12 protein-coding genes are annotated in these 12,755 nt (G+C 73.2%); 3 read left to right on the top strand and 9 right to left on the bottom strand.

Annotation, left to right across the window (positions count from 1 at the left end):
• Window positions 1-9: 9 nt before the first annotated feature.
• A complete protein-coding gene (locus OG974_RS12790; protein WP_327282814.1) occupies window positions 10-735 on the bottom strand; it encodes a ZIP family metal transporter in 726 nt (241 codons plus the stop codon).
• Between the two features lie 86 nt (window positions 736-821).
• Here OG974_RS12790 and cobC point away from each other — a divergent pair, with 86 nt between their 5' ends.
• Entirely contained in the window at window positions 822-2,252 is a 1,431-nt protein-coding gene (gene cobC, locus OG974_RS12795) for an Rv2231c family pyridoxal phosphate-dependent protein CobC (protein ID WP_327282815.1), read from the top strand.
• A 117-nt stretch (window positions 2,253-2,369) separates the two neighbouring features.
• Window positions 2,370-3,608 (top strand): CapA family protein, encoded by a 1,239-nt coding sequence (locus OG974_RS12800; RefSeq protein ID WP_327282816.1) that lies wholly within the window; start codon window positions 2,370-2,372, stop codon window positions 3,606-3,608.
• A 13-nt stretch (window positions 3,609-3,621) separates the two neighbouring features.
• Here OG974_RS12800 and OG974_RS12805 read toward each other — a convergent pair whose 3' ends face one another.
• Together OG974_RS12805 and OG974_RS12810 are read right to left on the bottom strand one after the other, a co-directional pair.
• Window positions 3,622-4,542: an SCO1860 family LAETG-anchored protein gene (locus OG974_RS12805; protein WP_371646505.1), complete on the bottom strand. Its 921-nt coding sequence runs from the start codon at window positions 4,540-4,542 to the stop codon at window positions 3,622-3,624.
• A gap of 295 nt (window positions 4,543-4,837) precedes the next feature.
• The gene (locus tag OG974_RS12810; RefSeq protein ID WP_371646507.1) at window positions 4,838-5,926 is read right to left on the bottom strand and encodes an amidohydrolase family protein; all 1,089 of its coding nucleotides are present in this window, start codon (window positions 5,924-5,926) and stop codon (window positions 4,838-4,840) included.
• Window positions 5,927-6,014: 88 nt separating this feature from the next.
• Here OG974_RS12810 and OG974_RS12815 point away from each other — a divergent pair, with 88 nt between their 5' ends.
• Window positions 6,015-7,103, top strand: a complete 1,089-nt coding sequence (locus tag OG974_RS12815; protein WP_329313150.1) for an aminotransferase class V-fold PLP-dependent enzyme — start codon at window positions 6,015-6,017, stop codon at window positions 7,101-7,103.
• A 44-nt stretch (window positions 7,104-7,147) separates the two neighbouring features.
• On the opposite strand, the gene OG974_RS12820 is transcribed toward OG974_RS12815, so the two are convergent.
• From OG974_RS12820 to OG974_RS12845, 6 genes are all read right to left on the bottom strand, one after another.
• The gene (locus tag OG974_RS12820; RefSeq protein WP_327285602.1) at window positions 7,148-7,801 is read right to left on the bottom strand and encodes a DNA alkylation repair protein; all 654 of its coding nucleotides are present in this window, start codon (window positions 7,799-7,801) and stop codon (window positions 7,148-7,150) included.
• A 153-nt stretch (window positions 7,802-7,954) separates the two neighbouring features.
• On the bottom strand, window positions 7,955-8,659 hold the full coding sequence (locus OG974_RS12825; RefSeq protein ID WP_371646510.1) for a DsbA family oxidoreductase: 705 nt from the start codon (window positions 8,657-8,659) through the stop codon (window positions 7,955-7,957).
• 64 nt (window positions 8,660-8,723) lie between these two features.
• Complete coding sequence (locus OG974_RS12830; protein ID WP_371646805.1) at window positions 8,724-9,185, bottom strand: N-acetyltransferase family protein; 462 nt, start codon at window positions 9,183-9,185, stop codon at window positions 8,724-8,726.
• 62 nt (window positions 9,186-9,247) lie between these two features.
• A complete protein-coding gene (locus tag OG974_RS12835) occupies window positions 9,248-10,696 on the bottom strand; it encodes a penicillin-binding protein 2 (protein ID WP_327282822.1) in 1,449 nt (482 codons plus the stop codon).
• A gap of 62 nt (window positions 10,697-10,758) precedes the next feature.
• Entirely contained in the window at window positions 10,759-11,427 is a 669-nt protein-coding gene (locus tag OG974_RS12840; RefSeq protein ID WP_327282823.1) for a response regulator transcription factor, read from the bottom strand.
• On the bottom strand, window positions 11,424-12,731 hold the full coding sequence (locus OG974_RS12845; RefSeq protein ID WP_329313154.1) for a histidine kinase: 1,308 nt from the start codon (window positions 12,729-12,731) through the stop codon (window positions 11,424-11,426). The genes OG974_RS12840 and OG974_RS12845 overlap by 4 nt, the downstream gene beginning before the upstream one ends.
• Between the last annotated feature and the right edge of the window lie 24 nt (window positions 12,732-12,755).

The following is a 12,755-nucleotide window of genomic DNA, read 5'->3' on the forward strand; positions in this document are numbered from 1 at the left end:
CCAGTCCGCTCAGTCCGCGAGGCCCACCACCAGCCAGATCCCGGCCACCCCGCCCACCGTGCACATCAGCGTGGACAGGGCGGGGTGCTTGTGGTGCGCCTCGGGAAGGATCTCGGCCGCCGCGAGGTACAGCAGGGCGCCGCCGAAGAACCCGAGGTACGCCCCGAGGGGTTCCTCCGGAAGGGTGAACAGCGCAGTGGACGCCGCGCCCAGTACGGGGGCCACGGCGTCCGCGAAGAGCATCATCAGGGCCTTGCGGCGGGCGTTCCCGTACAGCCGGGTGAGCGTGTACGTGTTGAACCCGTCGGCGAAGTCGTGCGTGATGACGGCGAGCGACACGGCCACGCCCATCCCGCCGCCCACCTGGAAGGCCGCTCCCAGGGCGACCCCGTCGGCGAAGCTGTGGCCGACCATCGCCGCGGCCGCCGTCAGGCCGACCTCGGGGACGCGGCCCCCGTTCTCGGCGCCGTGCGCAGCCTGTCGTACCGCGAGCAGGCGCTCCACGACGTGCGCGATCAGGAACCCGGCCACGAAGAGCAGCAGGGCGAGCGGGACGCCGAACACCTCGCGACCCGCCGCGTGCAGCGACTCCGGCAGCAGGTCGAGGCCCACGACGCCGAGCATCAGCCCGCCGGCCAGGCCCAGCACGAGGTGGCGGCGGTCGGTGACGCGCTGCGCCGTCCATCCGCCCGCCAGGGTCATCAAGAACGCGCCCAACGCCACGATCACGGCCATGCGCCCCTGGATACCGACTCCTCGCCGTGTGCGCACGTCTGCGCGCGGGCGGCGGGTCACGAAGCATTGACGACGACGGAGGGGGCATGAGCCCGGTGGGCGAGTACGCGACACAGCTGGTGGTCGGGGTCGGCGGACGCGCGGGGGTGTCCGTGGCCGAGGTCTGCGCCCTGGTCGAGGAGACGCTACGGGGGGCCGGGCTGGCCACCGGGTCGGTGAAGGCGCTGGCCACGGTGGAGTCGAAGGCGGGCGAGGCGGGGATCACCGGCGCGGCGGAACGTTTCGGCGTGCCCCTGCTCAGCTATCCCGCCGAGGAGCTGGCCGGCATCTGCGTACCGCACCCCTCCGATGCGGCGCGCGACGCCGCCGGTACCTCCTCGGTGGCGGAGGCCGCGGCGCTCGCAGGCGGCGGGGAACTGCTCGTGCCGAAGCGCCGCTCGGTGGCGGCGACCTGCGCCGTGGCCACCGCGCAGGCCCATGACCTGCGCCATCACGGGGACGCGGAGGTGCGCGGCGACGGCGGCGCGCTGGTGGACCTCGCGGTGAACGTACGGGCGCACACCCCGCCGGAGTGGCTCAAGCAGCGCATCGCGGCTTCGCTCGGCGCCCTTTCCGCATACCCCGACGGGCGGGCGGCCCGCGCGGCGGTGGCGGCTCGGCACGGGCTGCCGGCCGATCGGGTGCTGTTGACGGCCGGGGCCGCGGAGGCGTTCGTGCTGATCGCGCGGGCCCTGGGCGCGCAGCGGCCGGTGGTGGTGCACCCGCAGTTCACGGAGCCGGAGTCGGCCCTGCGCGACGCGGGGCACACGGTGGAGCGGGTGCTGTTGCGGGCGGCGGACGGGTTCCGGCTGGACCCGGCGGCGGTGCCCGAGGACGCGGACCTGGTGGTGGTCGGCAACCCGACCAACCCGACGTCCGTCCTGCACCCGGCGGCGACTCTGGCCGCGCTGGCCCGGCCGGGCCGGATCCTGGTCGTGGACGAGGCGTTCATGGACGCGGTCCCGGGCGAGCGGGAGGCGCTGGCCGGGCGGACGGACGTGCCGGGTCTGGTGGTGCTGCGGAGCCTGACCAAGACGTGGGGGCTGGCGGGGCTGCGGATCGGCTATGTGCTGGCCGAGCCCGAGGTGATCGCGAAGCTGGCGGCCGCGCAGCCGCTGTGGCCGGTGTCCACGCCGGCGCTGGTGGCGGCGGAGGCCTGCGTGGCCCCGGCGGCGCTGGCGGAGGCGGAGGCCGCGGCCCGGCAGATGGCGGTGGACCGGGAGCACCTGCTGGCGGGGCTCGCGGAGTTCGAGGAGATCACGGTGTCGGGGGTGGCGGCCGGGCCGTTCGTCCTGGTCCAGATGGCGGGCGCCGCGGAGGTCCGCGTCCGGCTGCGCGCCCTCGGCTTCGCGGTCCGCCGCGGGGACACCTTCCCGGGCCTGGACCACTCCTGGCTCCGCCTGGCGGTTCGGGACCGTGTCACGACGGGCCGCCTCCTCCAAGCCCTCGACCACGCCCTGGCCCTGACCGCTCGCTGACTCGGCCTCTCTGACCTGCAACGCCGCGAATATCCGGACGCTTTGGCTCCGTTGGCGGGGCGGGCCGGGGTAGGCGATGATCTCGGCATCAGCAGGGGAGCACCGGGGGGTCCGGAAATGAACACGAGAGCGAAAACCGGCCTGGCGGCGGTCGCGGTGGCGGTCGTCGCCGGCGGGATCCTGGCCATGCCGAGCCTGCTCGACCACGGCAAGGACGCCGGCGAGCAGCGGCTCGGGGCCGGGGCCGGCCAGGGCAAGGCGAGCGCGGGCAAGGCGAGTCCGACGACGCCCGCCGGAGCCAAGCCGTTCACGCTGGTGGCGACGGGCGACATCATCCCGTACCCGTCGATCATCCAGCGGGCCGCGGACGACGCTCAGGGCAGCGGCCAGAGCCACGACTTCCGGAAGATATTCGCCGGGGTCAAGCCCCAAGTGGCCGCGGCCGACCTGGCGATATGCCACCACGAGATACCGTACGGCCGGCCCGGCGGCCCCTACACCGGATATCCCGCGTTCAAGGCCCCGCACCAGCTGGCCGACGCCCTGAAGGACGCCGGGTACGACAGCTGCTCCACCGGCTCGAACCACACCCTGGACGACGGATACGACGGCCTCGTCCGCACCCTGGAGCACCTGGACCGGGTCGGCATCAAGCACGTCGGATCGGCCCGCAGCGCCGAGGAAGCCAAGGCCCCGGCGGTGCTCTCGGCCGGCGGCGCCAAGGTCGCCCAGCTGGACTACACGTACGGGACGAACGGCATCCCGGTCCCGGCCGGCAAGCCCTGGTCCATCAACCTGCTCGACCAGAACCGGATGATCGCCGACGCGCGCGCGGCCCGGGCGGCCGGCGCCAACGTCGTCGTCCTCAGCGTCCACTGGGGCACCGAGTGGCAGACGGCCCCGGACAAGCAGCAGCTCGACGTGGCACAGGCGCTCACGGCCTCGCGCGGCCCGGACGGGCTCCCCGACATCGACCTGATCCTGGGCACCCACAACCACGTCCCGCAGCCGTACGAGAAGATCAACGGAACCTGGGTCGTCTTCGGCATGGGCGACCAGGTCGCCAGCTTCTACGAGGCCGACAAGGCGCGCGGCAACATGTCCTCGATCCCACGCTTCACCTTCGCCCCGGCGGCCGCCCACCCCGGCCGCTGGGAGGTGACCAAGGCCGAGTACCTCACGCAGTACTCGGACATGAACCCGCCGTTCCGCGTCGTCTGCGCTTCCTGCGCCGCCTCCGACCCGGGGCTCGGCGCCGCCAAGCAGTCCGCGTACGCCGACGTCGACAAGCAGGTCAGCGCCGCCGTGCTGTCGCGCGGAGCCGACAAGCAGGGGCTGGTGCACGCCACCCGCTGAGCCGCGGGCTCCGCTACGAGGTGCGGCCGCGCCGGGTCAGGACCAGCGCGGTCGCGCCGATGCCGAGCAGGACCAGCGCACCGCCGGCGACGTACGGCGCCGGCGAACCGCCGCCGGTCTCGGCCAGGTTGGCGGCGGTGGTGATGCCGGCCCCGGTCCCCGAGGCGGCGCTCTGCGGCTTGACGTCGAGCTTCGTCGACGGCTCCGGGGCCGGCCCGGTCGGGGCTTCGCAGTGCGCCTCGGCGAGCACGACCTCGCCGTCTACCTGTGCCACGTTGAGGTCCAGCGGGTTCACGGCCACCTTCAGCCGCAGTGCGGCCGCGGCGGCCGTGGTGGAGGTGGTCGAGGTGCCGGAGAGCTCCAGGCTGACCATGCCGACCTTGGGGACCTCGACCTTGGTCGGGCCGCCGGCCGAGAGGGTGACCTTCTTGCCGAGCACGGTCACGGCGCCCAGCACGTTCGAACTGGCCACGGGCTTCTTGCCCGCCTCGCAGACGGCCTTGGACGTGACGTTCTCCACCTGGATCAGGGAGAGCAGCGGCAGCCCCGGCACGTGCACCTTGGCGTTGGTCAAGTTGGCCTCCGCCTCGGCGCGGTTCTTGTCGGCGGTGGCTTTGGAGGTGGCCACGTCGGCGCGCAGCACGCTCACCGGCTGCCCTCCCTCGACCCCGTCCAGGGACACGGACAGGGCGGTCTTCTGAGCCGTCGCCGGGGCGGTGACCTCGTTGAGGGTGGTCTTCAGCGGCACGTCGACGGTCTTGTTGAGCAGGCCCACGTCCAGTCCGGCGCGCAGGACGACCGCACCGGCCTTGCCCTCTCCGCCGCCGGTGGAGCCGGCGCCTGCGGTGGCGAAGGCGGGCGGGGCGGTGAGCAGGGCGACCGCTCCCGTGGCGAGCAGGACGGCTGCGGGCATGCGGAAGGTGTTGCTGTTCACGGTGGTGGAACCCCCGGGGAGATGGGAGCCGTCGCGTCGCCAATGGGGGACATCGCGCGCCGACGGCCTCTAACCCTGGGAATCTTTACGCACGGAGAGTGAACGGGTGACAACCTGCGGTGAGTTCACCCCAATGGGTGGTTTCCATGCACGCATTCGATTAGCTGCGCATCAGGAGGAACGGGAGTTCTTTTTCGCCACACAACAGAGGGCGATGCGCCGACGCCGATGACCCCGGCGGCCGTTCACAACGACGGCCGGGGCACCGGCGTCACGCGGTGCGTCAACCCTACGCTCAGGCCCGGACCTTGCCGTTCACGATCACGCGCCGCGGCTGCGCCAGTGCCCGTACGTCGACCCGCGGGTCGGCGTCGTAGACCACCAGGTCCGCCGGCGCCCCCTCGGTCAGGCCCGGCCTGCCGAGCCACTCGCGTGCCGCCCACGTCGTCGCCGAGAGGGCCTCCAGGGCCGGGATCCCGGCCCGCACCAGCTCCGAGACCTCCGCCGCGACCAAGCCGTGCGGGAGGGAACCCCCCGCGTCGGTGCCGACGTACACACCGATGCCCGCGTCGTAGGCGGCCCGTACGGTGTCGTACCGGCGCTCGTGCAGTCGCCTCATGTGCGCCGACCAGCGCGGGAACTTGGTCTCGCCGCCCGCCGCCATCTTCGGGAACGTCGCGATGTTCACGAGCGTCGGGACGATCGCCACCCCCCGCTCCGCGAACAGCGGGATGGTGTCCTCCGTGAGCCCGGTGGCGTGCTCGATGCAGTCGATGCCCGCCTCGACCAGGTCGCGCAGCGAGTCCTCCGCGAAGCAGTGCGCGGTGACCCGGGCGCCCAGCCGGTGCGCCTCGGCGATGGCCGCCTCGACCTCCGCACGCGGCCAGCAGGGCGCCAGGTCCCCGACCTCGCGGTCGATCCAGTCCCCCACCAGCTTCACCCAGCCGTCGCCGCGCTGCGCCTCGCGGCCCACGTACGCGACGAGGTCGGACGGCTCGATCTCGTGGGCGAAGTTGCGGATGTAGCGGCGGGGGCGGGCAATGTGCCGGCCCGCCCGGATGATCTTCGGGAGGTCCTCGCGGTCGTCGATCCACCGGGTGTCGGAGGGCGATCCGGCGTCGCGGATGAGGAGGGTGCCGGCGTCCCGGTCGGTCAGGGCCTGCCGTTCGGCGGTCTCCGCGTCGACCGGACCGTGGGCGTCCAGCCCCACGTGGCAGTGCGCGTCGACCAGGCCGGGCAGCGCCCAGCCGGACACCGTGGTGATCTCGCGGGCTCCGTGCGGGCGTTCGTACGAGATCCGGCCGCCCACCACCCAGAGTTCGTCGCGCGCGTCGTCGGATCCGACGAGCACACGCCCCTTCACATGCAGCACGTCATCGGTCATGTTCCGCACTGTACGTGCGGCCTCGGTACGCTCGTGCGGGTAGACCCGGGTAGCCCCGGGACGCAGCGGACGAAGAGAGAGCAGCACCGTGACCCACCCCCTCCTGGACCTTCCGCCGCTCACCGCGGAACGCTTCGCGTCGATCGAGCAGGGGGTCGCGGACCTCCTCTCCACCCGCCAGGACGTGGTGATCACCCAGGGCGAGGCGCTGCTCCCGCTGGAGGGCTGCATCCGCTCGGGAGCGCGGCCCGGTTCGACGGCGCTGAACATCGTGACCGGCCCGTACGGGACCACCTTCGGCAACTGGCTGCGCGACGCCGGGGCCCGGGTGGTGGACCTCGCGGTGCCGTTCGACACGGCGGTGACCGGTGCGCAGGTGGCCGAGGCCCTGACCGAGCACCCGGAGATCGACTTCGTCTCGCTGGTGCACGCGGAGGCGGCGACCGGCAACACCAACCCGGTCGCGGAGATCGGCGAGGCCGTACGGGCCCACGGCGCCCTGTTCATGCTGGACGCGGTGGCATCGGTGGGCGCGGAGGCGCTGCTGCCCGACGAGTGGGGCGTGGACCTGTGCGTGATCGGCGCCCAGAAGGCGATGGGCGGCCCGGCGGGCGTCTCGGCGGTGTCGGTCTCGGAGCGGGCGTGGGCCCGGTTCGCGGACAACCCGGCCGCACCGCGCCGCTCGTACCTCTCGCTCCTGGACTGGAAGGAACGCTGGATCGACACGGGCCGCACGGCGCTCCCGCACGCCCCGGCGCAGCTGGAGATGCTGGCGCTGGAGGCCTGCCTGGACCGGATCGCGGCCGAGGGCCTGCCGGCGGTGACGGCCCGCCACGCGGCCGCCGCGGCCGCGACCCGCGCGGGCGCGGTGACCCTGGGCGTCGCCCCGTACGTCCGCCGGGTCGCGGAGGCGGCCCCGGTGGCGACCACGCTGCGCGTGCCGAACGCCTCGCTGGTGGTGGCCAAGGCCCTGGCCGCCGCCCCGACGGCCCCCCTCGCGGCGGGCGGCGGGGCGCTGGCCCGCGAGATGGTCCGGGTCAACCACTACGGCCAGGCCGCGACGCTCCCGTCGGTCCTGACCGCCCTGACGACCCTGTCGAGCGCCCTCCCCACGGCCCCGGACCCCGCCGAGGCCCTGTCGGCGGCGGAATCGGCCTGGGCGGAAGCCCTCCGCTAGGCCCACCGGGCCGTGTCCGGGGACGGGGCGGGGCGGCGGCTCCGCTACGCCCCCGACGCGGCAGCCCGTCTGCGCACCATCTCGGTGATCCAGATCGGCGCGAAGGGAGACGTGCATCCCGGGGGCGTCGGGTAGTCCTTGAGCACCCCCAGCCGCTCACCGATCTCCATGGCCCGGACCCGGTACTCGGCGTGCTCGATCCCGATCTGCGCCAGGCAGTGGTTCATCGCCCACTGCAGCCGGTCCGGGGCGTCCGCCATCTCCGCCTCGATGACGTCGAGCAGTCCTGCCAGGTCGAGACCCTCCGGCTGCTTCGCCACGCGTTCGGTGGTCAGCGCCCAGCCGGCGCTCGCGACCACCGGATCCGGATCGGCGAACCAAGCCGAGCGCAGCTCTTCGGCGTGCGGGTTCTTCTTGACCACGTAGTTCACGAGCCAGTCGTGCACCTTGGGGGTGTGCGCCTCGCGCAGCATGGCGTCCAGCTCGGCTCGCTCGAACGCCTTCGGACGGCAGATCAGGATCGCCAGCAGTCGCGCCGCGCCGTCGCCCGTCTCCCAGAGCCGGCGCGCGAGTTCCGGTTGCGTCTTCAGCCGTTTCGCGAGCGCGCGCAGCTTGGTGAGGTTCACGCCGTGGTCGTCGCCGTGCCTCTCGTTGATCGCGCGGGCCTTCGGGTCCTCCAGCGCGGCCAGCTCGGCCATCACCTCGGCCACCGTCGTCCCGGGCGCCGTCGTCTCGGCCACGTCGGCCTCCTGTCGATCACGTGCGGGTTCCGCCCACGACGGTAGCCACCGTAACCCCCGGGTCCGACGGGGCCACGGACCCCGGGAGCCGAGCCCCCGGGGTCCGGTGGGTCAGGCGCGGGGGGCCGGGCAGGCGCCGGCGGGGTCGCAGGCGTCGGCCGGCGCGGGCTCCGCGACCTCGCGGCCGGCCCACGCCTGCTCCAGCGCCCGGGTGAACACCTCGGCGGGCTGCCCGCCGGAGATCCCGTAACGGCGGTCCAGCACGAAGAACGGCACGGCGTTGGCGCCGAGCTCCGCCGCCTCGCGCTCGTCGGCCCGCACCTCGGCCTCGTACGCCGAGTCGTCCGCGAGGACGGCGCGCACCTCCGCCTCGTCCAACCCGGCTTCCACCGCGAGCGCGACGAGCACCTCGGGGTCGAAGACGGACCGCTCCTCGGCGAAGTTCGCCCGGTAGGCGAGGTCGAGCAGCTCCTCCTGGCGGCCGCGGGCGGCGGCCAGGTGCAGCAGGCGGTGGACGTCGAAGGTGTTCCCGTGGTCGCGGCCCTCGGTGCGGTACGTCAGCCCCTCGGCTCGGGCGGCGGCGGCGACGTGCTCCTCCATGCCGCGCGCCTCCTCAAGGGTCCGGCCGTACTTCTTGGCGAGCATCTCCAGGACCGGCGCCGTCGTGCCCTTGGGGCTGTGCTGGTCGAGCTCGAAGGACCGGAAGACGACCTCGACCTCGTCACGGTGCGCGAACTCGGCCAGCCCCTTCGTGAAACGGGCCTTGCCGATGTAGCACCAGGGGCAGGCGATGTCGCTCCAGATCTCGACGCGCATGATCCTTCTTCTCTCCTTGTTCCGGGACGGGACGGTTTCTCCTTCAACCATCCACCGGAGCGTCTCATTCCCCGAGATTCAGCCAGAGGGTGAGGTGGGAGCCGGAGCGGAGGGGGCCCGTGGCGGGCGGGCGCCAGCCTTGGTGGGCGTAGAAGGCCTGGGCCCGGAGGTTGTGTTCGTAGACCTCCAGCCGGACCCGGCCCACGCCGGCGCGCAGCCAGGCGTCGACGCAGGCGGCGTGCAGGGCGGCGCCGGTGCCGCGGCGCCAGTGGGCCGGGTCGACGTGTAACTGGGTGAGGGTGGTCTCGCCGTCCGCCGTGCGGAAGGCCGCCACCCCCCTGAGCTCCCCGTCCTGCTCCGCGCACAGCACCCCGCCGTCGGTCGTGGCCCGTGCGACCGCCCTCGACCAGCCCTCGCGGGCGGCGTGCGCCTGCTCGGGGACGCGGCCGCGGTAATAAGTGGACCGGGCCCGGGTGTGGAGGGCCGCTATGGCATCGAGGTCTGCGGGTTGCGCGGTCCTGATCATGGACATGGAAACGCGCCGAGAACCGTGTCGGTTCCCGGCGCGTCGTAGGGCTACCGGCGCCGCTACTTCTTCAGCCACGCCTCCATCATCTTCTGGGCGATGGGAGCGGCGAGCTTGCCTCCCCCGATCTCGGAGCGGTCGGTGTCCGAGTTCTCGATCACCACGGCAACCGCGATCTGCTTGCCTCCCGACTTGCCGTACGAGGTGAACCAGGCCAGCGGCGGCAGGCTGTTGTTCACGCCGCGCTGCGCGGTACCGGTCTTGCCGCCCACCTCGGCGCCCGCCACCTGCGCGGGCTTGCCGCCGCCCTCGGTAGCGACCGTCCGCATGGCGTCCTGGAGCATCGACGCGGTCTTGGCGTTCATGACCTGCTCGGACTTCGGGTTCTTGAAGCTCTCCAGCACGTTGCCGTTCGCGTCGGTGACCTCGGACACCGAGTGCGGGGCGACGAGCTTGCCACCGTTCTCGATCGCGGCGGTCACCATCGCCATCTGGAGCGGGGTGGCCTGCACGTCGAACTGGCCGATACCCGTCTGCGCGACCTGGTCGACCGACATCTTCTGCGTCGGGTACTTGCTCGCCGGGCGGGCGGTGACGGGCGTCGCCGTCTCCGTGTTGAAGCCGAGCTTCTCGGCCATCGCCCGCATCTTGTCCTGGCCGAGCTTGTGCGCGAGCTCGGCGAAGACGTTGTTGCAGGACAGCCGCAGGGCGGTGCGCGGCGAGGCGTTGTTGCAGGCGGCGGATCCCGCCTCGCTGGGCAGCAGGGTCCGGGTTCCGGGGATCGTGTACGGGTCCGGGGTGCCGGTCGGCGTGTCGAGGTTGGTGACCAGGCCGTTCTCGATGGCCGCCGCCAGGGTGACCAGCTTGAAGGTGGAGCCCGGCGCCTGCGGCTTGCGCAGGGCCACGTTCTCCATGGCCTTGCCCTTGTCCTCGATCAACTTCTCCCAGGCTGCGTTGTCGTTGGCGCCCGTGATGGTGCCCGGATCGTAGGAGGGGTTGTTCACGATGGCGAGGATCTCGCCGGTCGCCGGGTCGATGGCGACGGCGGAGCCCTGCTTGCCCTGGAGCGCGTCGTACGCGGCCTTCTGCACGCCCTTGTCGATGGTCGTCAGCACGTCGCCCGGCGCGGCCCGCTTGTTGGTGAGCATGTCCATCACGGTCTTGAGCCGGTCGTCGGACCCGTTGAGGATCTTCTTGTAGACGCCCTCCAGCATGCTCGTGCCGAAGGCCTGGGAGCTGTAGCCGGTGATCGGCGCGTAGAGAGGACCGTCGACGTAGGTGCGCTTGTAGCCGAAGTCCTTCCCGCCCGTCTTCACCGAGCCGGTGATCGCCTCCCCGCCCACGATGATGTTGCCCAGCGGGTTCTCGTACTGCCCGATGAGGTTCCGTCGGTTGTTCTCGTTGTCTGCGAGCGCCTGGCCTTGGTAGGCCTGCACCCAGGTGACCCGCACCAAAAGGGCCAGCACCAGGAGCAGACAGAAGACCGACGCACGCCTGATCGTCTTGTTCATCCCCCAGAAGGACGTCCCAAGGCTCCCGGGCGTTCCGCTCTGCCCCAATTGTGGCGGGGTTCTCAGCCTTTCTTCATGAAGCCGCCCTCGTAGGCCGCGATGACCGCCTGGGTACGGTCGCGCGAGCCGGTCTTGGAGAGGACCGCGGCGACGTGCGACTTGACCGTCTGGGGGCCGACGCCGAGGCGCTCGCTCATCTCGTGGTTGGACAGTCCGGTGGCCATCAGGCGCAGCACGTCGGCTTCCCGGTCGGTGAGCCGGGCCACCCAGGCGGCGGGGCCCGCGGCGCCGGGCGCGTGCGACACCGCCAGGGAGCGGACGGCCGCCGGGAAGAGCAGGCAGTCTCCGCGGGAGACGAGGCGGACCGCGCCGATGAGCTCGTCGGGGTCGGCGCGCTTCAGGAGGAACCCGGCGGCGCCCGCGCGCAGCGCGTCGTAGACGTACGCGTCGTTCTCGAAGGTGGTGACGACCACGATCCGGGGCGGCTCGGGCATGGTGGCGATGATCTGCTCGGTGGCCCGAATGCCGTCGATCTCGGGCATCCGGACGTCCATCAGCACCACGTCGGGGGCCAGGGAGCGGACCAGTGGAACGGCTTCGGAACCGGAGGCCGCCTCACCGACGACCTCCAGGTCGGGTTCGGCTTCGAGGATGACCCGCAGGGCGGTGCGGACCATGCGCTCGTCGTCGGCGAGCACGATGCGCAGCGGCGGCCGGCCCGCGGCGGTCATCGGGAACCTCCGCCGAGCGGGAGGACGGCCCGCAGCCGCCACAGCTCCCGATGCGGGCCCGCCTCGACCCGGCCGCCGAGCAGGGTGGCCCGCTCGGCGGCGCCGTGCAGCCCGCGGCCCCCGGTGGTGCGGGGCTGCCGCCCGTCGGCGGTGCCCGGCGGATTGGTCATGGTGATCTCCAGTTCGCGGTCGGTACTGCCTGCGCTGTTGTTCTTGTCCCGTACGGCGATCCGCAGCTCGACGGGGCCCGTTCCGTGGCGCAGGGCGTTGCTCAGGCCCTCCTGGACGATCCGGAAGGCCTCGCGGGAGGCGATGGCAGGGAGCTGCGCCCAGTTCCCGGCCGGTCCGGGGTCCTGGTGGGCGGTGACAGTGGTCCCGGCGGCCCGGGTGCGGGCCAGCAGTGCGTCGAGGTCGGCGGCGAGGGTCGGAGCGGGTGCGGCGTCGGGGCGGGCCGGGTCGCCGTCCCGCAGCAGGCCCAGGACGGCGTCGAGCTCGCCCACCGTCCGCCGGGTGGTGTCCTCAATCGCCGCCAGCGCCTCCCGTACGAACGCGGGGTCGCTGTCGAGCACCCGTCGGGCGGCGACCGCCTGGAGGGTGACGGCGCTCAGGGCGTGCCCGACCGCGTCGTGCAGCTCTCGGGCCAGCCGGTTGCGCACGGCCAGGTCGGCGGCCCGCTCCTCGGCCGCGGCCAGCCGGTCCGCCCCGGTCGGCCCGAGCAGGACGGGTGCCGTCCGGGCCAGCAGCGCCCCGGCGCCGGCGGCGCTCAGGACGAGCCCGCCCAGCATCCCGATCCCCAGCAGCGGGGCGGTGTACGGCGCGGCGCCGGTGCTGAACCAGTCCAGCCCCAAGGGGCTGTTCCGCAGCCTGCTCACGACCGGCAGCGCGATCAGCGCCACCGCCATGGGCGGTACCGCGAGACTCATCCCGCTGATCACCGCGCCGACCCCGAGGTGCAGGGTCCACCAGGCCGAGGTCCGCCCCCGGGCCGCCCAGGACCGGGCCGGTCCCTCGGCCAGCCGCTCCCCCGGCACCCCGCACAGGGCCCGTACGGCGCCGGCCGACATCGGTCGGACGAGCCCGAACAGACCGGTCACCGCGACCAGCGGCAGGGACAGCCCGTACGAGGCGAGGGTCAGCGCGGTGGAGCCGAAGACGTTGCCCCGGCCGGACCAGACGGCGACCACCACCTGGGCCAGCAGGAAGTACGGCATCAGCAGTGCCCCGCCGAGGATCAGGTGCACCCAGCGCAACCGGGCCCGCGCCCCCAGCAGCCGGCCCACACCGGCCCGCGTCCCCGCACCCATCCCCTCGCCCCCCGTACACCGCGG

The sequence above is a fragment of the Streptomyces sp. NBC_00597 genome (genome assembly GCF_041431095.1).
Lineage (GTDB): Bacteria > Actinomycetota > Actinomycetes > Streptomycetales > Streptomycetaceae > Streptomyces.